The 24,996-nt window shown below is 53.6% G+C and carries 25 protein-coding genes and 1 riboswitch; of the genes, 13 read left to right on the top strand and 12 right to left on the bottom strand.

Features of this window, described 5'->3' with window-relative positions; translation table 11 throughout:
• Nucleotides 1-13: 13 nt before the first annotated feature.
• Nucleotides 14-1,249 (top strand): beta-ketoacyl-ACP synthase II, encoded by a 1,236-nt coding sequence (fabF, locus tag R70723_RS13620; protein ID WP_039872803.1) that lies wholly within the window; start codon nt 14-16, stop codon nt 1,247-1,249.
• A 76-nt stretch (nt 1,250-1,325) separates the two neighbouring features.
• On the opposite strand, the gene R70723_RS13615 is transcribed toward fabF, so the two are convergent.
• Nucleotides 1,326-2,759 (bottom strand): arabinan endo-1,5-alpha-L-arabinosidase AbnB, encoded by a 1,434-nt coding sequence (locus tag R70723_RS13615; protein ID WP_039872802.1) that lies wholly within the window; start codon nt 2,757-2,759, stop codon nt 1,326-1,328.
• Between the two features lie 187 nt (nt 2,760-2,946).
• On the bottom strand, nt 2,947-4,017 hold the full coding sequence (locus tag R70723_RS13610) for an ABC transporter ATP-binding protein (RefSeq protein ID WP_039872800.1): 1,071 nt from the start codon (nt 4,015-4,017) through the stop codon (nt 2,947-2,949).
• A gap of 316 nt (nt 4,018-4,333) precedes the next feature.
• On the opposite strand from R70723_RS13610, the gene fabV reads away from it, so the two are divergent.
• Entirely contained in the window at nt 4,334-5,524 is a 1,191-nt protein-coding gene (gene fabV / locus R70723_RS13605; RefSeq protein ID WP_039872797.1) for an enoyl-ACP reductase FabV, read from the top strand.
• A gap of 71 nt (nt 5,525-5,595) precedes the next feature.
• Here fabV and R70723_RS13600 read toward each other — a convergent pair whose 3' ends face one another.
• The 5 genes from R70723_RS13600 to R70723_RS13580 all read right to left on the bottom strand — a co-directional run bounded on the left by R70723_RS13600 (nt 5,596) and on the right by R70723_RS13580 (nt 10,609).
• The gene (locus tag R70723_RS13600) at nt 5,596-6,579 is read right to left on the bottom strand and encodes a phosphotransferase family protein (RefSeq protein ID WP_047171123.1); all 984 of its coding nucleotides are present in this window, start codon (nt 6,577-6,579) and stop codon (nt 5,596-5,598) included.
• A gap of 6 nt (nt 6,580-6,585) precedes the next feature.
• Complete coding sequence (locus tag R70723_RS13595) at nt 6,586-7,554, bottom strand: sugar phosphate isomerase/epimerase family protein (protein WP_039872795.1); 969 nt, start codon at nt 7,552-7,554, stop codon at nt 6,586-6,588.
• 38 nt (nt 7,555-7,592) lie between these two features.
• Nucleotides 7,593-8,663, bottom strand: coding sequence for a Gfo/Idh/MocA family protein (locus tag R70723_RS13590; RefSeq protein ID WP_039872793.1), 1,071 nt, complete (start codon nt 8,661-8,663; stop codon nt 7,593-7,595).
• An 85-nt stretch (nt 8,664-8,748) separates the two neighbouring features.
• Nucleotides 8,749-9,849, bottom strand: coding sequence for a Gfo/Idh/MocA family protein (locus R70723_RS13585; RefSeq protein WP_039872790.1), 1,101 nt, complete (start codon nt 9,847-9,849; stop codon nt 8,749-8,751).
• Nucleotides 9,842-10,609 (bottom strand): sugar phosphate isomerase/epimerase family protein, encoded by a 768-nt coding sequence (locus R70723_RS13580; RefSeq protein WP_039872788.1) that lies wholly within the window; start codon nt 10,607-10,609, stop codon nt 9,842-9,844. Before R70723_RS13580 ends, R70723_RS13585 begins: the two co-directional genes overlap by 8 nt.
• A 315-nt stretch (nt 10,610-10,924) precedes the next feature.
• Here R70723_RS13580 and R70723_RS13575 point away from each other — a divergent pair, with 315 nt between their 5' ends.
• Nucleotides 10,925-11,743 carry an AraC family transcriptional regulator gene (locus R70723_RS13575; RefSeq protein WP_039872786.1) on the top strand — a complete coding sequence of 273 codons (819 nt, stop codon included), beginning with the start codon at nt 10,925-10,927 and terminating at the stop codon, nt 11,741-11,743.
• Nucleotides 11,744-11,751: 8 nt separating this feature from the next.
• Here the strand turns inward: R70723_RS13575 and R70723_RS13570 are convergent, their stop codons facing one another.
• A complete protein-coding gene (locus R70723_RS13570; protein WP_039872784.1) occupies nt 11,752-11,970 on the bottom strand; it encodes a hypothetical protein in 219 nt (72 codons plus the stop codon).
• Nucleotides 11,971-12,087: 117 nt separating this feature from the next.
• Between R70723_RS13570 and R70723_RS13565 the strand changes: the two genes are divergently transcribed.
• On the top strand, nt 12,088-12,768 hold the full coding sequence (locus R70723_RS13565; RefSeq protein WP_039872781.1) for a TIGR00266 family protein: 681 nt from the start codon (nt 12,088-12,090) through the stop codon (nt 12,766-12,768).
• 94 nt (nt 12,769-12,862) lie between these two features.
• Here R70723_RS13565 and R70723_RS13560 read toward each other — a convergent pair whose 3' ends face one another.
• Entirely contained in the window at nt 12,863-13,336 is a 474-nt protein-coding gene (locus tag R70723_RS13560) for a Fur family transcriptional regulator (RefSeq protein ID WP_039872779.1), read from the bottom strand.
• A gap of 239 nt (nt 13,337-13,575) precedes the next feature.
• Here R70723_RS13560 and R70723_RS13555 point away from each other — a divergent pair, with 239 nt between their 5' ends.
• A complete protein-coding gene (locus R70723_RS13555) occupies nt 13,576-14,157 on the top strand; it encodes a hypothetical protein (RefSeq protein WP_305954242.1) in 582 nt (193 codons plus the stop codon).
• Between the two features lie 110 nt (nt 14,158-14,267).
• Nucleotides 14,268-14,939: an S-layer homology domain-containing protein gene (locus R70723_RS13550; protein WP_039872775.1), complete on the top strand. Its 672-nt coding sequence runs from the start codon at nt 14,268-14,270 to the stop codon at nt 14,937-14,939.
• 113 nt (nt 14,940-15,052) lie between these two features.
• Here R70723_RS13550 and R70723_RS13545 read toward each other — a convergent pair whose 3' ends face one another.
• From R70723_RS13545 to R70723_RS13535, 3 genes are read right to left on the bottom strand one after another with little or no spacing between them, the layout of a single operon-like run.
• A complete protein-coding gene (locus R70723_RS13545; protein ID WP_039872773.1) occupies nt 15,053-15,805 on the bottom strand; it encodes an amino acid ABC transporter ATP-binding protein in 753 nt (250 codons plus the stop codon).
• A gap of 11 nt (nt 15,806-15,816) precedes the next feature.
• The gene (locus tag R70723_RS13540) at nt 15,817-16,485 is read right to left on the bottom strand and encodes an amino acid ABC transporter permease (protein ID WP_039872770.1); all 669 of its coding nucleotides are present in this window, start codon (nt 16,483-16,485) and stop codon (nt 15,817-15,819) included.
• A 21-nt stretch (nt 16,486-16,506) separates the two neighbouring features.
• Complete coding sequence (locus R70723_RS13535; protein ID WP_039872769.1) at nt 16,507-17,337, bottom strand: amino acid ABC transporter substrate-binding protein; 831 nt, start codon at nt 17,335-17,337, stop codon at nt 16,507-16,509.
• A gap of 162 nt (nt 17,338-17,499) precedes the next feature.
• Nucleotides 17,500-17,602, top strand: a riboswitch (TPP riboswitch).
• Between the two features lie 122 nt (nt 17,603-17,724).
• Here R70723_RS13535 and R70723_RS13530 point away from each other — a divergent pair.
• The 7 genes from R70723_RS13530 to R70723_RS13500 all read left to right on the top strand — a co-directional run bounded on the left by R70723_RS13530 (nt 17,725) and on the right by R70723_RS13500 (nt 24,932).
• Nucleotides 17,725-18,483 (top strand): ABC transporter ATP-binding protein, encoded by a 759-nt coding sequence (locus R70723_RS13530; RefSeq protein WP_039872768.1) that lies wholly within the window; start codon nt 17,725-17,727, stop codon nt 18,481-18,483.
• Entirely contained in the window at nt 18,464-19,240 is a 777-nt protein-coding gene (locus R70723_RS13525; RefSeq protein ID WP_047171122.1) for an ABC transporter permease, read from the top strand. Before R70723_RS13530 ends, R70723_RS13525 begins: the two co-directional genes overlap by 20 nt.
• Nucleotides 19,237-20,295, top strand: a complete 1,059-nt coding sequence (locus R70723_RS13520; protein ID WP_052421305.1) for an ABC transporter substrate-binding protein — start codon at nt 19,237-19,239, stop codon at nt 20,293-20,295. Before R70723_RS13525 ends, R70723_RS13520 begins: the two co-directional genes overlap by 4 nt.
• 287 nt (nt 20,296-20,582) lie before the next feature.
• Entirely contained in the window at nt 20,583-21,383 is an 801-nt protein-coding gene (gene thiM, locus R70723_RS13515; RefSeq protein WP_039872767.1) for a hydroxyethylthiazole kinase, read from the top strand.
• 24 nt (nt 21,384-21,407) lie between these two features.
• Nucleotides 21,408-22,226, top strand: coding sequence for a bifunctional hydroxymethylpyrimidine kinase/phosphomethylpyrimidine kinase (gene thiD / locus R70723_RS13510; RefSeq protein ID WP_039872766.1), 819 nt, complete (start codon nt 21,408-21,410; stop codon nt 22,224-22,226).
• Nucleotides 22,223-22,879, top strand: a complete 657-nt coding sequence (thiE, locus tag R70723_RS13505) for a thiamine phosphate synthase (RefSeq protein ID WP_039872764.1) — start codon at nt 22,223-22,225, stop codon at nt 22,877-22,879. Before thiD ends, thiE begins: the two co-directional genes overlap by 4 nt.
• Before the next feature lie 202 nt (nt 22,880-23,081).
• A complete protein-coding gene (locus R70723_RS13500; protein ID WP_047171121.1) occupies nt 23,082-24,932 on the top strand; it encodes an ABC transporter ATP-binding protein in 1,851 nt (616 codons plus the stop codon).
• Nucleotides 24,933-24,996: the final 64 nt, after the last annotated feature.

The following is a 24,996-nucleotide window of genomic DNA, read 5'->3' as shown; positions in this document are numbered from 1 at the left end:
TGGGAGGATTCATATGGAACGTGTAGTTATAACCGGAATGGGAGTCATTTCACCGCTTGGCAACACTGTAGAGCAGTTTTGGGATCGTTTAAGCTCAGGGGAGTCAGGCATTTCTCCGATAACTTCATTTGATACAGCCCGTTATAAAAGCAAGATTGCCGGACAAGTCACAGACTTTGATCCGGAAGGCCGGTTTGGCCGCAAGGAAGCCCGCCGGATGGACCGGTTCACCCAGTTTGCGCTGGCAGCTGCCGAAGATGCCTGGGCTGATTCAGGCCTGCGGCTGGAGGCCATTGACCGGGAAAGGCTGGGAGTATATGTAGGCTCAGGCGTCGGCGGCATTCAGACACTCATGGAGCAGGCTGACCTGCTCAGAACGCGCGGGCCGGAAAGAGTCAGCCCCACCCTTATTCCGATGCTGATCTCCAACATGGCGGCGGCGATGATCAGCATCCGGTTCGGCGCTCTGGGCCCGGCCCTTTCGCCGGTTACCGCCTGCTCCATCGGAAATACCGCAATCGGTGAAGCCTTCCGGCTGATCCGTTACGGCGGGGCAGACTGTGTAATAGCCGGCGGGGCCGAAGCGGCTGTTACTGAGATCTCGCTGGCCAGCTTCGGCAACGCCACCTCCCTTTCAGCCCGCAATGACGAGCCGGGCAAGGCCAGCCGGCCGTTTGACGGCAGCCGGGACGGCTTCGTCATCGGAGAAGGCGGAGCCATCCTGATTCTGGAGTCGCTGTCACATGCCCTGCGCCGGAATGCCTTCATCTATGCCGAGGTTACCGGCTACGGAGCAAGCTCGGATGCCTATCATATGGTCGCGACTCATCCAGAAGGCACAGGTGCCTACCTGGCTATGAAGTCAGCCTTACGCGAAGCTGGAGTCCGGCCTGAGGATGTAGACCTGATCAGTGCACATGCAACCAGCACGCTGATTGGTGACCGGTCGGAGACGGCAGCCATTAAACGCCTGTTCGGGGAGGCCGCATACCGGATTCCCATTACAGCCAACAAATCGATGACAGGCCATACCCTCGGGGCCGCCGGGGGCCTGGAGGCTGTCGCTTTGATTAAGAGTATCGGGGAGGGCTTAATCCCGCCTACGATCAACCAGGCGACCCCTGACCCGGACTGTGATCTGGATTATGTGCCGAATACTGCCCGGACAGCCGAGCTCGTTACCGGAATATCCAACTCGTTCGGCTTCGGCGGGCACAATGCGGTTATTGTGCTGCGGAAGCATATGTGATATTCAAACAGCCGGCCGCTCACCGCTTAATCTGCGGTGAGCGGCCGGCTCTCGTTAAATCCAGCTTTACGCTGCTTTATTTACTGTCTCCGCCAAATACATGACTGCCCCAAATGGCCGTTCCATCACCGGATAAGGCGGTAAAGGTCATCACATTCCCGTTCACAGCCTCATTCCATTCCTGAAGGAATACTCCGCTGAACTCCACACCATCAACCGTGAGGGTAGCCGTATGATCACTGTCCAGTCTCCATGTACCTGAGACTGCACCCGTTACGCTGCCATCCGCTGTCAGCTCAATCAGCTCTGACTGGACAAGCTCTGCAGTAATATCCCGGCCGTGATTAATATATTTGTACTCTCCTACAATATCCTTTGCGCTGTAGCTGCCGATCTTCTCCCCTCCGTAACGGTGCGGTGCGACAACCGGCCAGCCCTGTTCATTCATGAACATCTGGTGCACCCGCACTTCATGCGCCTCGCCGCGGTAAGGGAACCGCGTATGGAAGATCAGATAATACTTGCCGCTTTTGTCATCGTAATAAGCTGAATTATGGCCTGGGGACACATAGCCTTCTCCGGCAGCCTGCAGCTCAGAACCGGTGTTCATAAATTCAAAATTCCCCATAAGCTTTACTCCATAAGGCGAATAGAAAGGATCGTCAAACAGCTTGTCCGGATTTCCGATTGCATCAAGCATGGACTGGCCGGAAGAATCCTCAAACGGGCCATCCGGATTCTTGGACCGGGCTACCCGGATATTATATCCGCCGTTCGCATCCAGGCCGCCGAATGAGAGAAACAGATAGTAGTATTCAGTCTCCGGACTATACAGCATATACGGGCCTTCAATCCGGGCATGATTTGCCCCGAGCAGCTTCTTGCCGTAGCCCTGGTCCGGAAGCGGGAAGCCGCTTGCCGGATCAAGCTCCAGAATAAAAATCCCGCCGGAGTATGATCCGTATACCATCCACAGCTTGCCGTCCTTATCAAAAAACACATCCGGATCCACAACATTCGGCTTCTGTGTCGCATCGTAAATTTCTCCGTCATCGCCAACACCGGCCATTCCGGATTTCAGAATAATCCCCTGGTTCTTATATGGCCCTTCAATCTTGTCTGAGACAGCGATACCCATCGCCGACAACGGCGAATCCCCTCGGCAGGCATTGTAATACATGTAGAACTTACCGTCCGCAAGCTGGATAACATCCGCTGCCCATAAGGTGTCTGACTGCGCCCAGCTGAAGGTCTCACTAAGCTCCTCTGTAACATTAGGAATAAGCACATTGCCGTCCTCCACAACAGAGGAAATCTGCTCCCATGCCATCAGATCCTTTGATTTGGCTGATGCAAGGTGAGAGCCGAATACATAATACATACCGTCAGCCTTGATGACAGACGGGTCATGCACTGAAACATTTTCAAACTGTGGCACACTGTCTCCTCCTCCGCTGCAGCCTGATAATACAGTAAGCAATAACAATGTAGCTATAGCACGTTTTTTCATGATCCACCCTCCTATGTATACCCTTACATTTTGCTGCTGAATGAGGAAATAGTCAATAGTTTTATTTAGACATATTAATATTATTTCATATTCATTTAAAATAAAAGCGGCAGCATGGTAACAAAAAAGCGCCAAGCCGCATAACGGCCTGACGCTAATCCTATTATTATGCTACAAAAGCGTATAATTAATGCACTGCGCCGGCTTCAACCAATACAGGCTCCGGATATACATTCGGCAATACACGCTGTCTCTTCTTCACAACCGCCGGCGGCTCAACGGCCGGAGCCATCGGGTGCATCAGCCAGGATTTTACCAGGTGAGAATCGGAAACCTTATACGTCGGAGGCTCCTTCTCCATATCAATCGCCATTGCATAGGTGCTGCGCAGGGCAAAGGCATCCCCCTTAGGCGGCTTGATCAGATCGGGAGGTGTTCCCGGGATGGCAGTCAGCATAGAGCCCTTGCTGTCCAGGCTTGGCATGGATGCAAGCAGACCCCAGGTATACGGGTGTCTAGGATCATAGAAAATTTCTTCCGCAGTTCCCGTCTCTACAATCTGTCCGGCATACATAACGGCCACACGGTCAGCCATTCTCGCAACTACACCGAGGTCATGGGTAATGAAAATAATTGCGGTATTAATCTTCTTCTGCAGGTCTTTCATGAGATCCAGAATCTGTGCCTGAATCGTTACGTCCAGGGCAGTCGTCGGCTCATCGGCAATCAGCAGCTTCGGGTTAGCTGCAAGTGCCATAGCAATTACAACACGCTGACGCATACCGCCGGAGAATTCATGCGGATACTGCTGGAAACGGCGTTCCGGGGAAGGAATTCCCACGAGGCTAAGCAGTTCAACCCCCCGTTTATAGGCAGCATCTTTGCTCATCTTTTCGTGCTTGAACAGTACTTCAGTAATCTGCTTGCCGACCTTCATCATCGGATTCAGCGAGGTCATCGGATCCTGGAAAATCATTCCGATCTCCTTGCCGCGGATTTTCTGCATCTGCTTCTCTGTCTTCGTAATCAGTTCTTGTCCGTCGAACAAGATCTGACCGCGTTTGTATTCTCCCGCCGGCTGCGGTACGAGCTTCATAACAGCCTGGGAGGTTACACTTTTACCGGAACCGGATTCGCCAACAATCGCCAGTGTTTCACCTTTATTTACATGAAAGTTAACACCACGGATAGCTTGTACTTCTCCGCCGCGTGTTTTGAATGAAATTGCTAGGTCCTTTACCTCTAAAAGGCGCTCCATCCTGTCACCCTCTCTGCTCTTTTCAAAAGTACGAAATAATTCTCATTAAATAGAATAGGCAATAAGTAATATTTTATCTATCATTATGCCTCTTAGTCAAGTGCTTTTCTGAAAATGAATCATACAATGCATGTCAGTTATGCTCGCTGTTATTAAATTACTCTGTCCCAAACGTGTAAAATCATGCAGGAAAAGCAATATGTGTATTCCCGGTTGTACAAGCTCACCTGTCAGGCCGTATACTCACTATTATACTACTGCCGTTACGTCATACTGAATGTTATTTCACAGCTCCCCGGAAAGGAATGATTCCAAAATGATTATTAAACCAAGAACACGGGGCTTTATATGTACAACCGCCCATCCGGTAGGCTGTGCACAGCAGGTTCAGAAGCAGATTGAGTATATCCGGAAAAGCCCGGCAATAAACGGTCCGCGAAGTGTACTGGTAATTGGAGCCTCAACCGGCTACGGGCTTGCGTCCAGGATCGCTGCTGCCTTTGGTTCCGGAGCTGCAACTGTCGGCGTCTACCGCCCAAGTACAGCTAGCGGGACACGCACCGCATCTGCAGGCTGGTATAATTCGGCCGCCTTTGAACAGGCGGCTCTGAAGGCCGGTTTGCGCTCCTTCAGCGTATGCGGCGATGCCTTCACCCGGGAAACTAAGGAGCGTACAGCTGAGCTGATCCGGCGTGAGCTGGGACAGGTGGACCTGGTAATTTACAGCGTAGCTACCGGCCGCCGGACAGACCCTGTAACCGGGCAGGTTTACAATTCCGCACTAAAGCCGATCGGTGAGCCCTATACCAATAAGACCGTCAATTTTCATACCGGCGAAGTCACACAGGTTACCGTAGAACCTGCCTCAAACCAGGAAATTGAGGATACCGTTCAAGTCATGGGCGGTGAAGACTGGCAGCTGTGGATCGACAGCCTGAAAGCAGCCGGAGTTCTGGCTGACAATGCCACAACACTGGCGTTCTCCTACATCGGGCCCGAGCTGACACAGGAAATTTACCGCAAGGGTACTATAGGGCGTGCTAAAGACCATCTGGAGGAGACGGCCCGCCTGCTGGACAGCCAGCTTGCTCCGGGCGGCGGCAGAGCCTATGTGGCAGTCAGCAAAGGTCTGGTTACGCAGTCCAGCTCCGCCTTGCCGGTAGTCCCGCTCTACATCTCACTCCTTTACAGAATCATGAAGGAACAGGGCACCCATGAAGGATGCATTGAGCAGGCTTACCGTCTGTTCAACGAACGCCTATATGCACCCGGAGGCACTCCGGTTGATGAGACTGGCCGTATCCGGATTGACGACCATGAGCTGGAGGCTGCCGTTCAGGCAGAAGTGGACCGGCTGTGGCCGCAGCTGGATACCGGAACTGTTAATGAGCTGTCCGATCTGCGCGGTTACCGTGAGGAGTTCTTTCAGCTGTTCGGCTTTGAGACCGCAGGGATAGATTATGAGGCTGACACAGACCCTGTGGTCACTGTCCCTAACCAATATTAGGCGGATAAACTTCCACATATCTCCACACAAGAAGGCCGGGCTCCGCAGATGACGGACCGGCCTTTCTGCAATCATGCTTCCGGACTGCTGTCCAGAGCGCTAAAGGATTTCCAGCTCTCTTTCAGATTCTCCGAAGCCCAGTGTATGTGATTCTCGTCTTTATACTGGCGCGAGTCACATTCAACCCTCATAATCAGGTCCAGATAAAAATCATACAGCTTAATGCGCAGACGCTCTCCCGGACTGCCGAAGCTCTGCCCGTAGCCTTCATAAAAGGGCCGGGAATGCTCAAAATGCCTGAAATAATATTCCATCAGCACATCGCCCCACAATGCCCGCTCCCAGTCAATGATAGAGACGATCTGCCCGCTTTGTACAAACAAATTGCCGTTCCACAGATCCCAATGGATCAGCCGCGGTTCTGTTACCTCATCCAGAGCGGGAAGATAATGCTCCAGCAGCTGCCAAATCTCTTCTTCCTCCGCAGGCAAAGCCACCTTAAGCTCCCTGGCGTCCTCCAGCAGGGTGCGGAGCATCCCGGTGAACGCCTCCCGCCAGCTCTCCGTACCTTCATAAGCAGCCTGCGCGAACAGTCCGAACCTTGGTCCGGCAATTCCGTTAATCAGGCGCTGATACCGGCCCAGCTCTCTTTCAATCTCAGCCTGCTCGACAGCTGAATAGCCTTCTTTCGCCTCACTGTAGGGCTGCCCGTAAACCTTTTCCATAAAAAAATAAGGGCTTGGGATAACACTCCGGCTGTCATCATAGCTGTATACAGCGGGGACCGGAATCCGACCGTCTGCTGCCACAAGGCGGAGTGCTTCTACTTCAGCAGCCATGATGTTCTTTTCATAGCTTAGTGTAAAGGTTTCATCAGAGGGGGCAACCTTCAGAATAACCTGTCTTCCGTCCTCAAGCTCCAGATCATAAGCTGTGTTAAAAAATCCGCCGGTCAGCTCTGCAGCTGAGACAATAACACGATCTTCACCAAAAGCCGACTGCACCGCAGCCCTCAGCTGACTGCCGGTCAGCTTAACCTTAGTAAAGCTCTCCACCGGCCGTTACACCCACCACATCTCTCCAAGCGGCTCTTCAATCAGCACCTGGCGGAGATTATCCACTGCTTTGGAGAAGCCCTCTTCAATCGACATCAGGCCGTCCTCATGCTCAATGCTCACTACATAATCGTAGCCGACAAGACGCAGTGCGCTGATCATATCAGCCCAGGTTTTCACATCATGCCCGTAGCCCACGGAGCGGAACTGCCAGGCACGGTCCAGCATATTGGTGTACGGCTGCATGTCAGTCAGGCCATGCTTGTTAACATTAACCGGGTCAATAACCGTATCCTTGGCGTGGAAATGATGGATCGCCCCTGCTCTGCCGAGAATATGAATCGCCTGCACAGGATCGATGCCCTGCCACCACATATGGCTTGGATCAAGGTTAGCTCCGATGGCATCTCCTGCAGCCTCTCTCAGGCGCAGCAAGGTAGCCGGTGTGTGAACGGAGAAGCCGCCGTGCAGCTCCAGACCGATCTTTACTCCGTGCTCAGTCGCGAAGTCCGCCATTTCCTTCCAATAAGGAATGACCTTCTGCTCCCATTGCCAGGTCAGAATCTCCTGATAATCATTCGGCCACGGGGCAACCGGCCAGTTCGGATACTTGGCACCCTCATGGTCCCCCGGACAGCCGGAGAACGTGTTAACTACCGGTACACCGAGCTTCTGTGCCAGCCTGATGGAATTCACCAGATCCTCGTGGTCCTTCTGCGCGAGCTCCTTCTGCGGATGCAGCGGGTTACCATGGCAGCTCAGCGCACTGATAATCAGTCCGCGGGATTCGATCTGCTGCTTGAATTCGTTAAGCGCCGCTTCGTCCTCCAGCAGCTGCTTAGGGTCGCAGTGGCTGTTGCCCGGATATCCTCCTGTTCCGATCTCAACTGCCTTAAGCCCTTTGGAAACTACATAGTCCAGCGCGTCCTCCAGCTTGCGACCGCCGAAAAGCACCATAAATACGCCAAGTTTCATTGACCTGCCGCCTCTCATCATTATATGTGGTGAAATATTTAAGCCCCGTAGGTATCGAAATTCTTAATAACCTCGTTTTGCTCAGCTGCTGCAAAAATCGCTTCAATCAGGTTCTGCACACGCAGCACTTCCGCATTCTTCACAATCGGTTCAGCCGTGCCCTCTATTACAGCAACGAAATTGCTGTAGAACCCGTCCGGCAGCTCAAATGCCGGAGGCAGCACGCCTGTTATGGTAGAGCCCTCTGATGGCGGGGCCATTGTCTTCGTTAAGCCAACGCCCGCACGGATCGGAGTCGGTTCGCGGTGCTCGGCTTCATTGTTGCGGGTAATGATCTTACCGGTAAGTGACCAGTCCTCAATGACAGCTGATCCTTCAAGCCCCTTCACGTACCATCTCGGCAGTGTAATGAAGTTGGTCGTCCCCACCTCAACGATAGCCTTGATGCCGTTTTCGAACTGCAGCACAGCCTCAAAGCCGTCATCCACATCATTGCCCAGGATATAGCTCAGGGTGCTGGAGACGCTGACCACCCTGCTGTCAATCATGAACAGCAGCTGATCCAGCAGATGCACGCCCCAGTCCAGCAGCATGCCGCCGCCCTGCGCCTTGACATGCCGCCAGTCGCCCGGGATGCCGTTCGCCCCGTGAACGCGGGATTCGATCTGGAACAGCGTACCGATTGTCTCTGTCTCATACATCTGCTTGATAATCCGGAAATCCTCATCCCAGCGTCTGTTCTGGTGGACCATCAGCACCCGTCCGGCCGCTTCTGCAGCCGCAATCATTTCCGTAAGCTCAGCAGAGGACATAGCTACAGGCTTCTCGCAGACGACATGCTTGCCGGCCTGCAGTGCACGCACAGCAATATCTTTATGCACATCGTTAGGCGTAGCAATCAGCACTACCTCTACAGCAGGATCTCCCAGCACTTCCTCATAGCTTCCGTAAGCTTTATAGCCGGCTTCAACAGAAGCCTGGCGACGGGTTTCCAGCAGGTCAAATGTCCCTGCCACCTCAAGATTTTCATTACTGCTGATTAATTGGCCGTGATAGCTTCCCATGCCGCCATAGCCGACGATTACTACAGAATGTTTATTAAAGCTCATGGATTCCACTCCTGTTTGTCTAATGTTTCCTGACTGCAGACAGAACCCTGCGCTCAAGATTCAGGGTTCCGTCCGTCTTCATTTATCAGTTATCCGAGCTGCCGTCAAAATATACGGCACGGCCGGTACGAGCCGACTCATATACAGCCTCAAGAATCTGGGTTACGACAAGCGCCTGCTCGGGCTTGACAACCGGATCCTTGTCTTCTCTTACCGCTTCCAGCCACAGGCGGGCCTCACGGTCAGCTTCTGTTTCTGCAGAGCCGCTATAGAAGGCAACACCGCCGGAGGAGAGGTCAACCTTGGTTTCGAACAGGCGTCCGGCACGTTCGCCGTTAATCCGCAGGCCGTCCTTCATATCAGCCCCGCCCTCAGTGCCGGCCAGCAGTGTCTTGGCTTCGCCGAACTCGGACACATTTAGCGCCCAGCTGGATTCCAGTGAGATCGTTGCGCCATTCTCCATTGTAATGAAACCGAAAGCGGAATCCTCAACCTTGAATTGCTCCGGGTCCCACGGACCGAAGGCATTAGCGGCATTCTTGCGCTGTCCCAGCTTGTGGAAGGTCGATCCTACCACCATGCGCGGCTTGTAATTGTCCATCAGCCACAGCGTCAGGTCAAGGGCATGCGTACCGATATCGATCAGCGGGCCTCCGCCCTGCTTCTCTTCATCCAGGAATACGCCCCAGGTAGGAACAGCACGGCGGCGCAGAGCAATCGCTTTACCGTAATAGATGTCGCCCAGCTCACCGGATTCGCACATCCCCTTCAGATATTCGCTGTCTGAACGGAAACGGTTCTGGTAGGCAATCGAAAGCTTCTTGCCGGTACGGCGGGCAGCATCAAGCATTTCCCGGGCCTGGGCAGTAGTCTTAGCCATCGGCTTCTCACACATAACATGATTTCCGGCTTCGAGCGCGGCTACCGTAATTTCGGAATGGCTGTCATTTGGTGTACATACATGCACGATGTCAAAGCCGCCTGCTGCCAGCAGCTCGCGGAAATCCGTATATACTGCAGCGCCTTCAGCACCATATTTATCAGCGGCTTCCTGTGCGCGTTCTTCAACGATATCGCAGAAGGCTACCATTTCGGCATCCGCCTGGCGGGACAGGCTTGGCATATGCTTGCCGTTTGCGATCCCTCCGCAGCCGATAATAGCGATTTTGTGTTTGTTGTTAGACATGAACTTTTCCCCCTTGATTAGCGTAAGCTTTTACCCAGTTTAAGCTGTCCTCAACACTTGCCAGCGGTGAGCGGCTGCAGAAATCCTGCTCGACAACAGCCCATTCAACGCCTGCTTCAGCAGCAGCTTCCAGAATACCCGGAAGATTCACTTCCCCTTCACCCAGTACAACCGTTTCAGGCGAGCCGTCTTCAAGCTTCTTTACATCCTTCAGATGGATGATCGGCAGGCGGCCTGCATATTTCCGGATGTAAGCTATTGGATCATATCCGGCGAAATGAACCCAAGCGGTATCCATTTCGACCTGCAGTACGTCCGCCGGCACCTCTTCGAATATCCCGTCAAAGGCAGTCCGCTCTCCGTATGATTCTGTAAATTCAAAGTCATGATTATGGTAAGACAGCACTGCACCCTGCTCCCGGCATTTCTCACCGATTACACGGAGGTTAGCAGCTACCTCTGGCCAGTTACGCTGCTCTTCGGTCAGAAAAGGGATTATCAGATTGCGGTTGCCGATTGCCAGATTGAAGCGGATTTCTTCCTCTGTATCATTCAGCATAGCATCGTACGGACGGTGTGCCCCCAGCACGGCAAGTCCGGTCTTATCCAGCAGGCTTTTTACCTGCTCGGCGGTCCGGCCAAAGTAATGGAAAAACTCCACGCCTGTGTATCCCAGAGCTGCAACCTTTCGCAGCGTTCCTTCGAAATCCTGTTCCAGTTCTTCTCTAAGCGTATAAAGCTGCAGACCCACCTTTAACATAGTTCCCGCTCCCGTTCATAATAGAGTTGATGTGTGCATCAATCATGTTGTCCTATATCAGACAAGCTCAGACAGGCCGGTACGGCCACCTGAACAAAAGGGCTGTTCTTGTATATTGCCCTGTTTCCTTTGCATCAGTACTCTCCACTGTCCCTAACTGCTTATGTAGCTCCTGGAGCCGCAACACAGCCTCCTTTTCCTTCTGTCTATGCTTTTGCATAGCTACATGGTAATATGAAAGCGTATATAATAAAATGAATAATATGATTCAAACATGAACAATCTTGCTATCATTTCTGTCACTCAGGAGGACCCATGACTTACACCGCACCTTGCCACGTTTTTACAGCGGGATTTTCCTTTCACCGTAAGCCGTTTCACATGTCCCGGGCGGACGGAGTGCAGAATTATCTGCTCCGCCTGCAGACCGAAGGACGCAGCCGGACCCGGATTGACGGTGTCCTCTCTCCTGTAGAAGCAGGCGATTTAATGCTGTTTGCCCCCCACGATCCCTACTACCTAAGCATCGATAAGGAAACCTACGCAGCCGGTAAACCGCGGGTGGAAAGCGGGGATTACCATATTTTTTGCGGCGGGCCGTGGATTGAGGCATGGTGGAGCCGGAAACAGCGCCCTGCCGTGCTGAGCCTGCCGCTGACCGAGCATTTCCTCGGCCTGTTCCGCCAGCTTGTCCTGGAGCAGCGGCGCCTCTCAGAGAATTCGCCGGAGATCACAGCGTGTTACCTGCAGATTCTATGTATGGAAATTGACAGGCTGATGACAGAGCAGCGGGCAATCTCGCCCAAGGGCTACCTTGCTTACCGGATGAAGCAGTATGTGGAGGAGCATGCCGCGATCCCCTTCCGGCTCGAGGATGTGGCAGATTATGCGGATATTTCAGTCTCCCGCGCTGTGCATCTGTTCAAGGAAGCGTTTGGCACCACCATAGTTAAGTATGTGAATGAGGTACGGCTTGAAATGGCCCGTGAGCGCATTACCTTCAGCCCGATGCCGCTGGAGCATGTATCAGAAACCTGCGGTTTCGCCAACTATACTTATTTTCACCGGCTGTTCCGCGGAAGATTCGGAATGTCACCTAAGCAGTACCGGATCTACAGCAGGGAGCAGATGTAGCGGGCTGGTCAGACGGCCATAGCTGTATACAAATCAAAAGGAGCGCCATCCTGAAAGATCCGCTCCTTGTGTTTGACCTTATTTAATTTCTCCCGTTTGTCCGGGATAACTCTGACATGCTGTGAAATTGCGCCGTAATCCGAGCCTGTTCTCCGGTTCTTCTCTGCGCACCAGGTTCCTGTACGCTCTGCCTGGCGCAGTGCCTTCTGCGTTTTAGTACGTGCCATCTGAGCAACACTCCTTTGTTTGAACTATTTTAATTTTAACATAATGGCAGCAAATCTACACGGTATAGTTGACTGGAAAACATTTTATACACCCTATTTGAAGCGGAGGCTATGATGATGAAGTACGATGTGCTGTATGACGGGGCGTTTGCCATGCTCAAGGTAGAGCTGAATCCTGGTGAGAGCGTGAAGGCGGAAATGGGCGCAATGGTGGCTATGTCACCGGGCATCGAGCTGAGGGGCACCGTTGACGGCGGTCTGATGCGAGGCCTGGGCCGGATGCTGAGCGGTGAAAAATTCTTTTTTCAGGAGCTGACTGCAACGCGGGGACAATGTGAGGTGCTGCTCGCTCCGGGAGCAATCGGTGACATTCAGGCGATCGAGCTCGACGGCTCCTATAAGCTGTATGTGCAAAAAGACGGCTTCCTGGCCGGCACCAGCGGCATTCAGGTCAATACGAAGATGCAGAACCTTGCGCGCGGTATTTTCTCCGGCGAGGGCTTTTTCATTGTGGAGATCAGCGGCAGAGGCACAGTCTTCCTCTCGTCGTTCGGAGCGATTCATGCCATTAATCTCGGCCCCGGTGAAGAAATGATTATTGATAACGGGCATCTGGTAGCCTGGCCAAGCTATATGGACTATAAAATTGAAAAGGCCGCCTCCGGCTGGCTGAACAGCCTGACCAGCGGCGAAGCCATCGTCTGCCGGTTCCGCGGGGAGGGCGTCATCCTTGTACAGTCCCGCAATCCCGGAAGCTTCGGCACGTGGATCAAGTCGTTTATCCCGACCCGGTCTTAAGCTCCTGCATACCATACGAAAAGGCAGGGCCCCTGGTAACGCGGCCCTGCCTTTTGTGTAAGCTGATGAATCTGGTGATGATGCTAAGCTGCCGTCAGGACACCGCCTGCCGGTCCTTGTCCCCTTTACAGCCGGTCCGTCTGCAGTTGTTGTAGGTTCCCTTAAAATCAAGCCGGTGATCTGTAACGCTGAAGCCGTATTCCCGCTCCAGCCGCTGCTCCAGCTCAAGCAGCCAGTCGTCCTTGATCTCCTCCAGCCTGCCGCATACGCTGCAGATCAGATGATGGTGCATGTGGGCATGGCTGTCATCTCTAAGATCATAACGGGCAACACCGTCGCCAAAATTCATTTTTTCAACGATATGCAGCTCACATAACAGCTCTAGGGTCCGGTATACTGTAGCCAGCCCGAGATGGGGATAGCTGTTCTTCACTCTCATATACACTTCTTCTACGCTCAGATGCTCCTCTTCATTATCAAGCAGCACCTTCACGATCGCTTCACGCTGAGGGGTTAATTTATAATTATGCGCGGCAAACTGCTGGCTGATATTCGCAATCGGATTCATACTCTACCACCTTTCCGTTAAACAAAACCGCTGTCTCTTATCAGTAATCATTACGATATAAGCATAGCAAAATGTACTAAAAATGAAAAGCACCTGACATTATTATAACATTAATACCGCAAAATCCACACAGGCAGATCAGATATATATTCCAGCCGGCTAAGCGGGTGCCCATCCGAAAAGGGCCGGCCGGCCATATCCTGTAGGGAAGTGAAAATCTACTATAAGTGAGGATGGTCATGATGGCCTTGCCAAACCGGAGACAGCTTGCCCAGCCCCGGGTGACCGCCCGTATTCTGCGTCAGACTGCAAAGGCCATGCTGCCGTTTTACCGGAAAATTGCCGGAAACCGGACCTTTGCCGAACAATGGTCAGCCGCTGTTGTTAATGCAGACCTCAGTCTGATGGGCTCCCTGTTATCCCGAATCCCTACCCTTGCCGGCGTGGAGAATTACGGAACAAACGGTATCGGTTATTTTATTTCTTTTCTGTACCCGCTGCCTTTCGCCTTCTATACTAACGGAACTACAATTCCGCCGGGCACGGTGCAATTCACCTTCAACACCCGGGTTCACCGTACGGTTGCGCTCGCTGTCATCCCCTTTTACCGCAAGCTGTCCTCTTCCTCTTCTTATGCAGCGGCTCTTGCCGCAGCGATCAACCGTAATGATACTGCCGGCGTTAACACGATGATCCGGGGTCTGATCAAGACTAAAGCGCTGCAGACCGTTTCTATAGAAGACCTTGGGGTAGCGCTGCGGTTCAAGACCAGATACAGCAAATACCCTTACCGCAACCTGCTCTTTCAGGAGAATATGTAAAAATTTATTGATCTGCAAGCAAGCTCTGCCGCAACCTTTCCCCCTGCTGCTGCGTTACAATAGTTGATAACGGCCAAGCGGCCCAACTTACGTACAGAGGTGGAATGGTGATGAACCTGAAAAAACGTGCTTTCGCAGTGATGACAACGGTATCAATCCTCTCTTTTTCGCTGGGGAGTCCCATGTTTGCGGCCGGCGGCACCTTCAAGGATATCGATAATGTGACCGGTAAAGACAAGATTAACTCGCTGAAGGCGCAGGGCCTTATTAAAGGGATTTCCGACATCCAGTTCCTGCCCGGCTCCACAGTGACTACAGCACAGGGCATCCAGTTTATCTCGGGCGGACTCCAGCTGAGCCTCGCAGCCATTAGCTTCAACAAAGCGCCTGTTGCGAGCAGCATTTTCAGCAAGGTAAAGGATACCGCGTGGTATGCGGAGGCTTTTATTAATGCCCACTATAACGGTGTGGAAATTCCTGCGGATATTGACCCGTCTAAGCCAATCACCAAGGAGCTGTTCACCAGTCTGCTGGTTCAGGGTATAGAGAAGGCTGGCAGCCTGCCGCTTATCAACCTGGTGCCTGCGGATATCACAGATGAGGCTTCGATGGACCCCTCTTATCAGGGAAGCATCCAGCGTTCTTTGAAGTACAAGATTAATACGCTGGACGCAAACGGCAAATTTAATCCGAAAAGTGAAATTACCCGTGCTGAGGCGGCAGTCATGCTCTACAACGCGCTCGAATACCTCAAATCCCTTGATAACACCCCTGGCAGCTAAGCAAATAATATAAAAACACATTCAGCCGCTTCTGCTGTGCTCCCCCGCATAGCATCAATGGGTCCTTCAACAGCGCAAAAGGCAGACCGGTCATTCCGGTCTGCCTTTTCACTTCACTCCGATTCCCCTTTTATTCTGTTCAAAAACTGCCGGACACGATGATTCCCAGACTGCTGCAGCACCTGCTGCGGTGTCCCCTGCTCCAGAATCACACCTTGATCCATCAGGATAATGGTATCTGCAACATCAGCGGCAAACCGCATCTCATGGGTCACTATGATCATTGTCCTGCCTTCCGCAGCCAGCTGCCGGATAACCTTCAGCACCTCACCGACCAGCTCGGGGTCCAGCGCCGAGGTCGGCTCGTCAAACAGCAGCACCTCCGGCTCGGCCGCCATTGCCCGGGCAATAGCGACGCGCTGCTGCTGTCCGCCGGACAGCTGGTGCGGATATGCGCCTGCTTTGTCAGACAATCCAACTTTAGCCAGAAGCTCCTGCCCGCGCTTTTCAGCTTCCTTCCGTGAACGCTTTTGCACCGTAATCTGGCCCTCTGCCACATTGCCAAGCGCGGTCATATGCGGAAACAGGTTATAGGACTGGAATACCATCCCTGTCTTCTGCCGCAGGCTTAGCACGTCATTCCTGGCAAGCTTGACATTGTCTGTGAAGCTGAGCTCAAGACCGGCAATAGACAAGCTTCCCTGATCCGGGATCTCAAGCAGATTGAAGCAGCGCAGCAGCGTTGTTTTGCCGGAGCCTGAGGGCCCAATGATGACCAGGACTTTGCCATGCTCAAGCCGCAGATCGACTCCCTTCAGCACCTGCAGCTGCCCAAAGGATTTATGCAGACCGCGAACCTCAATCATATTGCGCCTCCTTATCCGGCCGAGTAACGGTCAAACCGTTTCTCCAGCCTGCTTTGCACCACTGACAGTACGGAACAGAACAGCAGATAATAAAGCGCAGCTTCACAATAGAGCAGCAAAGGCTCATAGGTAGTTGCGGTAATCTGCTGGGCTGTCCTGAACATTTCCACATAGGTAATGCCTGCGGCGAGCGAGGTGTCTTTTACGAGGCTGATAAAAGAATTCGACAGCGGCGGAACCGACACCCGCACCGCCTGGGGCAGAATAATCCGGCGCAGCGCCTGCCCCCGGGTCATCCCGACGGAATAGGCCGCCTCCCACTGCCCTTTGGGAACCGATAATACGGCGGCCCGGATAATTTCTGACGAATACGCACCGACACTCAGCGTGAACCCGATAACCGCAGCGGTAAACGGGTCCAGCACAACACCTGCGGCAGGCAATCCGTAGAAAATAATAAACAGCTGTACCAGCAGCGGAGTCCCCCGGATGATCCACACATAAAACCTGGCAATCAGCCCGGGAATCCGCCATGAAGAGATCCGCACCAGCGCAGTCGCCACTGCAAGCAGCAGTCCCAGTATAAAGGAGAGCAGCGCCAGCGGAATCGTATAAGCCACTCCTGCCTTGAGCAGAGGCAGCAGCGAATCCAGAAATATTTGCAGCTTGCGGTCATCCATCGCAGGGAGCTCCTTCAGCCATTATTTTGAGACATCCGCCCCGAAATATTTCTCGGAAATGGCTAGATAGGTCCCGTCCTCCTTCATTGCTGCAAGTGCCCCGTCGACCGCCTGCACTAGCTCCTCATTGCCCTTCAGGAAAACGGCAGCGCTCCGCGAGCCTTCAGCCATTTCATCTACCTGCTTGATCTGTACGTCCGGCTTCTGCTTCTTCAGATCCAGAAAGGACAAGCCGTCGTTAACCGTAGCATCAATCCGTCCGGAGACCAGGAGGTCTATCGCCTGATTGAAGCCTTCAATCGCCACAATTTCCGCGCCGTTCTCGCGTGCGATGTCAGACAGGTTGCTGGTCAGCGACTGCCCGGCTTTTTTGCCCTTGAGATCAGCAAAGCTTTTGATATCCCCGTTCCCCTCCCCTACAATCAGCACCGCTTTGGATACGACATAAGGTTCAGAGAAATCATATTTCACCTTACGCTCATCCGTAATGGACACCTCATTAAAAATAGCATCAAAGCGCCCTGCATCCATTCCGGCAAAAATACCGTCCCACTGGGTCTCGACAAACTCCGCTTCCACACCGATCCGTTTGGCTATCTCCCTGGCAATATCCACGTCAAAGCCGGTTAGCGTTCCGTCCGCATCATGGTAGGTAAACGGCGAGTACGTGCCTTCGGTGCCTACTCTCAGCCTGCCGGAGGCCTTTACCGTTTCCAGGCTGTTCCGGGCCGCAGGAGAAGCTGCTACATCCGCGCCGCCTATTGTTCCTTCAGCTGCATTATTATTATTGCTGCCGCATGCCGTAAGTACAATGCCCAGCAGCAGCAGAGGCGCCAGCGCCCATTTTTTCATTGTGATCTCCTCCTTGTGCTGTGGTCAGCTGTTACAGATTAAAGTTATCATGCCCAAAGCAGGCTATTCCTTTCCCTCAGAAGAAGAATCCGAAAGCCTTCTCTTTACAAACGTCCAGGTTATGGTATATTAATTAGCAATTACGAATTGCATATCGACCTGTTATTTCACTAGGGGAGTCGGCCGACTGAGACGGAGCTTAAGCTCCGGACCCTTGGAACCTGATCTGGATCATACCAGCGGAGGGAAGTGGAGCAGAAATGAACAGAACGGCTGTTATCCAGCCTGCCCGACTGTACCTTTCAGACCTCTTTATTTCCTCCGGAAATCAAGGGGTCTTTTTTGCGTGTAATGTGTCTCGTCATTCAAGGAGGTCAACAAGCTGCTATGCTATCGGTTTCTAATCTATCTTATGCCTATACGGCGGACCGGCCGCCTGTATTCACAGAGCTATCGATGAAGATCCGGCGGGGTGAGTTTATCTCTATCGCAGGGGCAAGCGGCTGCGGGAAAAGCACCCTGTTCAAAATCCTCGCAGGGCTGCTCGAACCAACAGGCGGAGAAATCAGCCTGGACGGCGGTCCGACACATACAGCTTCTTCAAGGCTCGGCAGAGTCGGCTATATGCCGCAGCAGGATCTACTGCTGCCCTGGAGAACGGTGCTGGATAACTGCCTGCTGCCCTGGGAGCTTAAGCCCGGCGTTACAAAAAAAGAGGCTGTACAGCAGATTCGCGGTCTGCTGCACAGCCTCGGCCTGGACGGTACAGAGGCGGCTTATCCCCATGAGCTGTCCGGCGGCATGCGCCAGCGGGCTGCCCTGGCCCGCACTCTCTCTACAGGATGTGAATTGCTGCTGCTGGATGAGCCCTTTGGAGCGCTTGATGCGATGACGAAGCGCGGGCTGCAGCAATGGCTGCTGGACCTCTGGACCGGGCTTGAACGAACGGTGCTGTTCATCACCCATGATCTGGAGGAAGCTCTCCTGCTCAGCGACCGGATCTATCTGATGCACAGCGGAGGCGGGCTGCAGGAAATGACGGTCGCGCTGCCGCGGCCAAGAAACGGACAGCTCCTCTATCAGCCGCAGTTCATTGCCCTGCGGGAGGAGCTGGAGCGGAGGCTGCATGAGAGCTGTGCATATTAAGCGGCGTCTCACCACCTATGCCCCTGCTGTCCTGCTGGTGCTGCTCCTATTGCTCTGCTGGGAAGCAGGCGTTCGTTACGGGCAGGTACCGGCATTTATTCTCCCGGCACCTTCATCGGTCTGGAACGCCTTAATCGAGCAGCGTGAGCTGCTGTTCGGCCGCCATCTTCCGGCAACCCTGCAGGAGATTGTGCTGGGCTTCGGCTTATCTTTGATCTGCGGCACGCTGCTCGGCACCGGGATGCATCTGCTGCCGCTTTTGGCCAAAGCTGTCTATCCCCTGCTGATTGTCAGCCAGACCATTCCGCTGCTTGCCCTATCACCCATTTTTATTATGTGGTTCGGCTATACGCTCGGCGGCAAGATCGCTGTTGTGTTTCTCACAGCCTTTTTCCCGGTCGTTGTAGGTACATATGACGGTCTTTATAAAAGCGGCGGGCAATACAAGGAACTGCTGCTGACTCTCGGGGCAAGCCGCCTGCAGCTGCTGGCGAAAGTCCAGATTCCGCTGGCGCTGCCCGCCTATTTCTCCGGACTGAAGCTGTCCATCGTCTACTGCGTTATTGGTGCAACTATCGGGGAGTGGCTTGGCGGCAGCCAGGGGCTCGGCTACTATAGCCGCCGCATGGCCGGCAATCTGCACAGCCCGGAGCTGTTCGCCGCTGTCGGCCTGCTCTCTGCACTTGGTGTTCTGCTGTTTCTCTGTATCAGCATTGTTGAAATCATTATTCTGAAGAAAAGAGGCTTGCGAAGATGAACCTATTACGCCATTATTCCAAATTATCGTCAAGACGCCTGCGCGGCGCCGGTCTGCTCATGCTGCTGATCTGCCTGCTTGCAGCTGTGAGCGGCTGCAGCGGAAATAACCAGGGCACCGGCGAAGCAAAAACGGCAGCTTCCGGCAGCAGCGGACAGCTGCGCGAGCTGTCCGTCATGCTCGACTGGTACCCGAACGCTGTACACTCCTTCCTGTATGCTGCGCAGGAGAAGGGATATTTCAAGGAGGAGGGTCTGGAGGTTGAGCTGCAGATGCCTGCGGACAGCAATGACGCACTGAAGCTCGCAGCCGCAGGCAAGATTGATCTGGCTCTTACCTACCAGCCCCAGGTGCTCATGGCCCGCTCGGAGCAGATTCCGGTCGTTTCGCTAGCCGCTCTCGTCCGGCATCCGCTTAATCACCTGCTCGTCCCTGCTGACAGCGGAATTACAGCACCCGGAGATTTAGCCGGCAAAACCGCGGGTTATTCCTCCATTCCGCTCTATGAAGCCATGCTGCGGACGATGGTGGAGCATGACGGGGGCGATCCGCAGTCACTGAATATGGTCGATGTCGGCTTTGATCTGATTCCGGCGATTACAACCGGCCGGGTCGATGCGATAATCGGCGGCTTCATTAATCATGAGCAGCTGATTCTGGCCAAGGAGCAGCACCCTGTCACCTCAATCGATCCCACCGCGTTTGGTGTGCCTGACTATTACGAGCTGGTGCTGGTTGCCGGGGAAGAGAACCTGAAGGAATCCCGGGCTGATTACAGCAGGTTCATGAACGCCGTCCGCAAAGGGCAGCAGTTCGTGCAGGAGCATCCGGAGGAGGGCCTGCAGATTCTGCTGGACCATGAGGACAGCACCGCCCCGCTTGATCCGCAGATTGAGCGCCAGAGCCTCGATATTCTGCTGCCCCTGATGGATGCCGGAGACCAGCCCTTCGGCTACCAGTCCCCGGAATCGTGGAGCAGGGTCGCGGATTGGCTGTCCGGGAACGGGCTGATATCAGGTGAAACGAATAGTGATGAGGCTTTTGAGAATCTGTAATCTGTAATCTGTAATCTGTAAGGCAAGCGTCACTCTTAACTGCACTTTGTACACTTATATCCGGGCAAATTCACTATTTTTTAGATATAACTGCACTTCGTACACTTAAAATCACGGATTTTCTCTATTTTCCTTCATTTTTCTATTTATAGATGTACAGAGTGCAGTTATTGCAGCCGAACGGGCCCCATCCAGACTTTTAACTGCACAAGATACAACTATGTAAACCATCAGCTTGCCGGGAATACGACTGTCCCTTTATAAAACCATCCTTAGGAGGAATCATTATGTCCTACTTAGCCAAAGTACGCGAGCTTAATCCGCTCATCCATAATATTACGAACATCGTTGTTGCCAACTTCTCTGCTAACGGGCTGCTGGCGCTCGGCGCCTCCCCCTTTATGGCAGATGCCCGTGAAGAAGTAGAGGATGTAGCCGCCATGTCCGGTGCCGTTGTATTGAATATCGGCACGCTGAACGAACAGGCCATCGCCTCCATGATTCTCGCCGGACAATCGGCCAACAAGCACAGTATTCCCCTGGTGCTTGACCCGGTGGGAGCCGGGGCGACCGCTTACCGCAGCGAAGTCACGCAAAAGCTGGTACAGGCCATGCAGCTTACCGCACTGCGCGGTAATGTCGCTGAGGTCGCCAACGTGGCAGGCGAGCACTGGGCCAGCAAAGGCGTTGATGCCGGTGCAGGCGATGGTGATGTGATTGCCCTGGCAAACAAAGCCGCCCGCAAGCTCGGCTGTGTGGTCATCATTACAGGCAGGGAAGATGTCATTACAGACGGCAGCCGCACCTATGTTGTCAGCAACGGCCACCCTGTTCTGACCAAGGTTACCGGCACCGGCTGCCTGCTTAGCGCGGTTGTCGGCGCATTTCTTGCTGCCAGTGAAGGAAAATGGCTGGAGGCCGCAGCTGAAGCCCTCTCCTTCTATGGTGTCGCAGCCGAGCTTGCCGCTGAGAAGACTGAAGGCCAGGGGCCTGCCGCCTTCCAGATTGAATTCCTGAACCAGCTGTCAGTAGTAACACCGGAGCTGTACAGCCAGAGATCACGGATCGAACAGCTCAATCCACAATAAATCTGCAGCAAAGGAGCACACCTCATGACCCATACATTTAAAGCCCTCACCATTGCCGGCTCTGACAGCGGCGGCGGCGCCGGAATTCAGGCTGACCTCAAAACCTTCCAGGAGTTGGGTGTCTACGGTATGTCCGCATTAACTGCCGTAACTGCACAGAATACGCTGGGCGTTCAGGCCGTTTATCCGCTCACCGGGGAGGCGGTCGCAGCCCAGCTTGACTCTGTCGGCACCGATCTGCCGCCGGATGCCGTGAAGACCGGCATGCTGTTCAGCAGCGGTATTATAGAAATCGTCGCTGCCAAGGTGCGAAACTACGGCTGGAGCAGACTTATAGTCGATCCGGTTATGGTTGCCAAGGGCGGTTCACCCCTTCTGCAGCAGGAGGCAGTGGCTGCATTAATCAGCGAGCTGCTGCCGCTGACACTTGTTGTGACGCCAAATATACCCGAAGCGGAAATGCTGACCGGCATGACCATCACCGGCCTTAAAGAGCGTGAGCAGGCCGCCAGGCTGATTCATACTATGGGACCAAAATATGTTGTGCTCAAAGGCGGTCATGATGACGGAACCGACGGTGTGCGGGATCTGATCTATGACGGGCAGGCGTTTGCATATCTGGACAGCCCGCGGATTGCTACCAGACATACGCACGGCACCGGCTGTACCTTCTCGGCAGCGATAACAGCAGGACTTGCAGCAGGAGACAGTGTAGATGAAGCGATACACACAGCCAAAGCCTTTATTCAGGCGGCAATTGAGCACGGTCTCGGGATCGGTAACGGACATGGGCCGACCAACCATTTTGCGTACCGCCGCGCCCAAAAAGGGGATGCACTATGATGCAGGACCGCGAAGAGTATATCCGGCGCATACTCAAGCTGTATTTTATAATGGGCAGCGCCAACTGCCGGCTCTCTCCTGCCGAGACGCTGACGCAGGCTATCAACGGAGGCATCACACTGTTCCAGTTCCGTGAAAAGGGTCCCGGCGCCCTGACCGGCGCCGCAGCCGTACGGCTTGGCCGTCAGCTTCAGGCTATCTGCCGGGCACATGGCATCCCCTTTATCGTCAACGACGATATCGGGCTTGCTGAGCTGCTGGATGCCGACGGTGTGCATGTCGGCCAGGAGGACGAGCCGGCCGGCTCCATCCGCCGCCGGCTTGGCGCAGGTAAAATCGTCGGCGTGTCGGCGCACACGCCAGAGGAAGCCCGTCAGGCCATCGCTGACGGTGCTGATTACCTTGGCGTCGGGCCGGTCTACCCGACCTCCTCCAAAGACGATGCCAGAGCTGTGCAGGGCACGCAGGTCATTGAGCAGCTAAGGCTCAGCGGACTCGGCATTCCGCTGGTCGGAATCGGCGGCATCACTGCTGATAATGCCTCACCCGTAATCCGCGCAGGTGCGGATGGTATCTCGGTCATCTCGGCCATTTCTGCAGCCGCTGATGTTAAAGCAGCCGCAAGCCGGCTGCTGAATGCTGTACAGCTCTAATAGCCGGCTGCAGCCGGCCTGCTAAACAGATAAAGAACGGACAGCCAAAGCAGGCTGTCCGTTCTTTTGCATACTGATATGTACTGCTATAACGGGTGTGCTGTAGTATAAAGTGTTAATTATAGCATTTACCCGGCTGGCTATCAGGTGTAAAATTACCCGGGACCTCTCTATTAAATTCAAGCAAAGCTGGTGAGCATTAATGGCAAGAGATTTCAGTTCCGGCGGGTTCGGCGGAGGACCGGGGCACGGAAGATTTAAATTCGATGAAGCCGGGGGCAGGCCGGAGCTTTCCCGGGGGCTGCTGCTGCGGATCAGCAAATATTTTATCCCCTATTGGAAGCAGACGGCTGTTGTGATGCTTGTACTGGGCGTATCTGCAGTGCTTGGACTGCTGCCCCCGATTCTGATTCAGCAGATTATCGACCAGGCGCTGCCTGACAAAAATCTGCGCCTGCTTATTCTGCTCGTACTTGCATCACTGGGCACAACGGTCGTTTCCGGCCTGCTGGGCGTACTGCAGAATTATTTGAATTCTTTTATCTCCTTAAATATTGTGCATGATATGAAAAACCAGATGTACCGCCACCTTCAGCGGATGCCGCTGCAATTTTTCTCAGAAGTGAAGCAGGGAGAGGTCATTACGAGAATGACCAGTGACATCACCGGCGTACAGAGCGTATTCAACAACACGATTGTCAATTTTGCGAGCAACCTGTTTATTCTGGTGTCCACAGCAGCCGCGCTGTTCATTATGAACTGGAAGCTGGCTCTGCTTGGCATTCTTGTCGTGCCCCTGTTTATCGTGCCTACGCGCAAAATGGGCAACGTCCGCTGGAAGCTTGCCAAGCAGACACAGGAAAAGGTGTCAGAGCAGAACCGGATCATCCAGGAGACAATGAGCGTCAGCGGCTATCTTCTGATGAAGCTTTTTACTAGAGAGTCTGCCGAATACAAAAGCTTCTCCGCAATCAATGCGGAAGCAACAGGCCTGCAAATCCGCGAATCCATGGCCGGACGCTGGTTTATTATGTTCCTCTCCACCTTTACGAGTATCGGCCCGATGCTGATCTACCTGTACGGCGGGATTCTTTTTATCCAGGGGGAGCTGTCTATCGGTATCATCATCACCTTTGTTGCACTCCTAGGCAGACTGTACGGTCCTGTAATGCAGATGACCAATTTGTATGTGGATATTAAGCGGTCGGTAGCGCTGTTTGAGCGGATTTTCGATTATTTTGATATGGAGCCGGTGATTACAGATCAGCCTGATGCTAGGCCGGTCAGTGCAGCCGGAAACAGCATCCTGTTCGACAATGTCTATTTCTCCTATCAGCCGGATAAGCCCGCGCTGCGCGGAATCAGCTTTACCGCAGATGCCGGCACAGTGACTGCCCTGGTCGGACCAAGCGGAGCCGGCAAGTCCACCATCACCAGTCTGCTTCCGCGGCTCTATGAGACAGATTCAGGCACAATCAGCATCGGCGGTACAAGCATCCGCGAATTCACACTGGAGTCGCTGCGCTCCCAGATTGGACTGGTTACCCAGGACACTTACCTGTTCAACGGCACAATCCGGGACAATCTGCTGTACGCCCGTCCCGATGCCGCTGAAGCCGAGATTATTGAAGCCTGCCGTTCCGCCTATATCCATGATTTTATTATGGGGCTGCCGGAACAATATGAGACCCTCGTCGGCAACCGCGGGATCAAGCTGTCAGGCGGGGAGCAGCAGCGGCTATCCATTGCCCGGGTGCTGTTGAAGAATCCGCCAGTCATTATTATGGATGAAGCAACCTCTTCCCTCGATACCGTCTCCGAATACTATATTCAGCAGGCGATGCACTCCCTTTTGGCGAACAAGACCGGGATTATCATTGCCCACAGGCTGTCCACGATTATTGCTGCTGATCAGATCCTGGTGGTTAAGGATGGAACGATCGTTGAAAAAGGTACGCATGACAAGCTCCTGCAGCATAACGGGGTGTATAAAGCTCTGTACGACAAGCAGTTTGAGCCAAAAGGGTTCTCTGACTCTCCTGTCGCCGATTAAACGGTATATGTACAAAAAAATCCGTATCCTGCCGCTGTAACGGCCGATACGGATTTTTATATAT

The organism is Paenibacillus sp. FSL R7-0273, assembly GCF_000758625.1.
In the GTDB taxonomy this organism is placed as follows: Bacteria; Bacillota; Bacilli; order Paenibacillales; family Paenibacillaceae; genus Paenibacillus_AQ.
The sequence above is the reverse complement of the archived record's forward strand: the minus strand, read 5'-3'. Positions and strand labels throughout refer to the sequence as shown.

Excerpts from the sequence above, each read along its gene's own strand:
- fabF (WP_039872803.1), top strand. The coding sequence starts at position 14 with ATGGAACGTGTAGTTATAACCGGAATGGGAGTCATTTCACCGCTTGGC.
- R70723_RS13615 (WP_039872802.1), bottom strand. The coding sequence starts at position 2,759 with ATGAAAAAACGTGCTATAGCTACATTGTTATTGCTTACTGTATTATCA.
- R70723_RS13610 (WP_039872800.1), bottom strand. The coding sequence starts at position 4,017 with ATGGAGCGCCTTTTAGAGGTAAAGGACCTAGCAATTTCATTCAAAACA.
- fabV (WP_039872797.1), top strand. The coding sequence starts at position 4,334 with ATGATTATTAAACCAAGAACACGGGGCTTTATATGTACAACCGCCCAT.
- R70723_RS13595 (WP_039872795.1), bottom strand. The coding sequence starts at position 7,554 with ATGAAACTTGGCGTATTTATGGTGCTTTTCGGCGGTCGCAAGCTGGAG.
- R70723_RS13590 (WP_039872793.1), bottom strand. The coding sequence starts at position 8,663 with ATGAGCTTTAATAAACATTCTGTAGTAATCGTCGGCTATGGCGGCATG.
- R70723_RS13585 (WP_039872790.1), bottom strand. The coding sequence starts at position 9,849 with ATGTCTAACAACAAACACAAAATCGCTATTATCGGCTGCGGAGGGATC.
- R70723_RS13580 (WP_039872788.1), bottom strand. The coding sequence starts at position 10,609 with ATGTTAAAGGTGGGTCTGCAGCTTTATACGCTTAGAGAAGAACTGGAA.
- R70723_RS13575 (WP_039872786.1), top strand. The coding sequence starts at position 10,925 with ATGACTTACACCGCACCTTGCCACGTTTTTACAGCGGGATTTTCCTTT.
- R70723_RS13570 (WP_039872784.1), bottom strand. The coding sequence starts at position 11,970 with ATGGCACGTACTAAAACGCAGAAGGCACTGCGCCAGGCAGAGCGTACA.
- R70723_RS13565 (WP_039872781.1), top strand. The coding sequence starts at position 12,088 with ATGAAGTACGATGTGCTGTATGACGGGGCGTTTGCCATGCTCAAGGTA.
- R70723_RS13560 (WP_039872779.1), bottom strand. The coding sequence starts at position 13,336 with ATGAATCCGATTGCGAATATCAGCCAGCAGTTTGCCGCGCATAATTAT.
- R70723_RS13555 (WP_305954242.1), top strand. The coding sequence starts at position 13,576 with ATGATGGCCTTGCCAAACCGGAGACAGCTTGCCCAGCCCCGGGTGACC.
- R70723_RS13550 (WP_039872775.1), top strand. The coding sequence starts at position 14,268 with ATGAACCTGAAAAAACGTGCTTTCGCAGTGATGACAACGGTATCAATC.
- R70723_RS13545 (WP_039872773.1), bottom strand. The coding sequence starts at position 15,805 with ATGATTGAGGTTCGCGGTCTGCATAAATCCTTTGGGCAGCTGCAGGTG.
- R70723_RS13540 (WP_039872770.1), bottom strand. The coding sequence starts at position 16,485 with ATGGATGACCGCAAGCTGCAAATATTTCTGGATTCGCTGCTGCCTCTG.
- R70723_RS13535 (WP_039872769.1), bottom strand. The coding sequence starts at position 17,337 with ATGAAAAAATGGGCGCTGGCGCCTCTGCTGCTGCTGGGCATTGTACTT.
- R70723_RS13530 (WP_039872768.1), top strand. The coding sequence starts at position 17,725 with ATGCTATCGGTTTCTAATCTATCTTATGCCTATACGGCGGACCGGCCG.
- R70723_RS13525 (WP_047171122.1), top strand. The coding sequence starts at position 18,464 with ATGAGAGCTGTGCATATTAAGCGGCGTCTCACCACCTATGCCCCTGCT.
- R70723_RS13520 (WP_052421305.1), top strand. The coding sequence starts at position 19,237 with ATGAACCTATTACGCCATTATTCCAAATTATCGTCAAGACGCCTGCGC.
- thiM (WP_039872767.1), top strand. The coding sequence starts at position 20,583 with ATGTCCTACTTAGCCAAAGTACGCGAGCTTAATCCGCTCATCCATAAT.
- thiD (WP_039872766.1), top strand. The coding sequence starts at position 21,408 with ATGACCCATACATTTAAAGCCCTCACCATTGCCGGCTCTGACAGCGGC.
- thiE (WP_039872764.1), top strand. The coding sequence starts at position 22,223 with ATGATGCAGGACCGCGAAGAGTATATCCGGCGCATACTCAAGCTGTAT.
- R70723_RS13500 (WP_047171121.1), top strand. The coding sequence starts at position 23,082 with ATGGCAAGAGATTTCAGTTCCGGCGGGTTCGGCGGAGGACCGGGGCAC.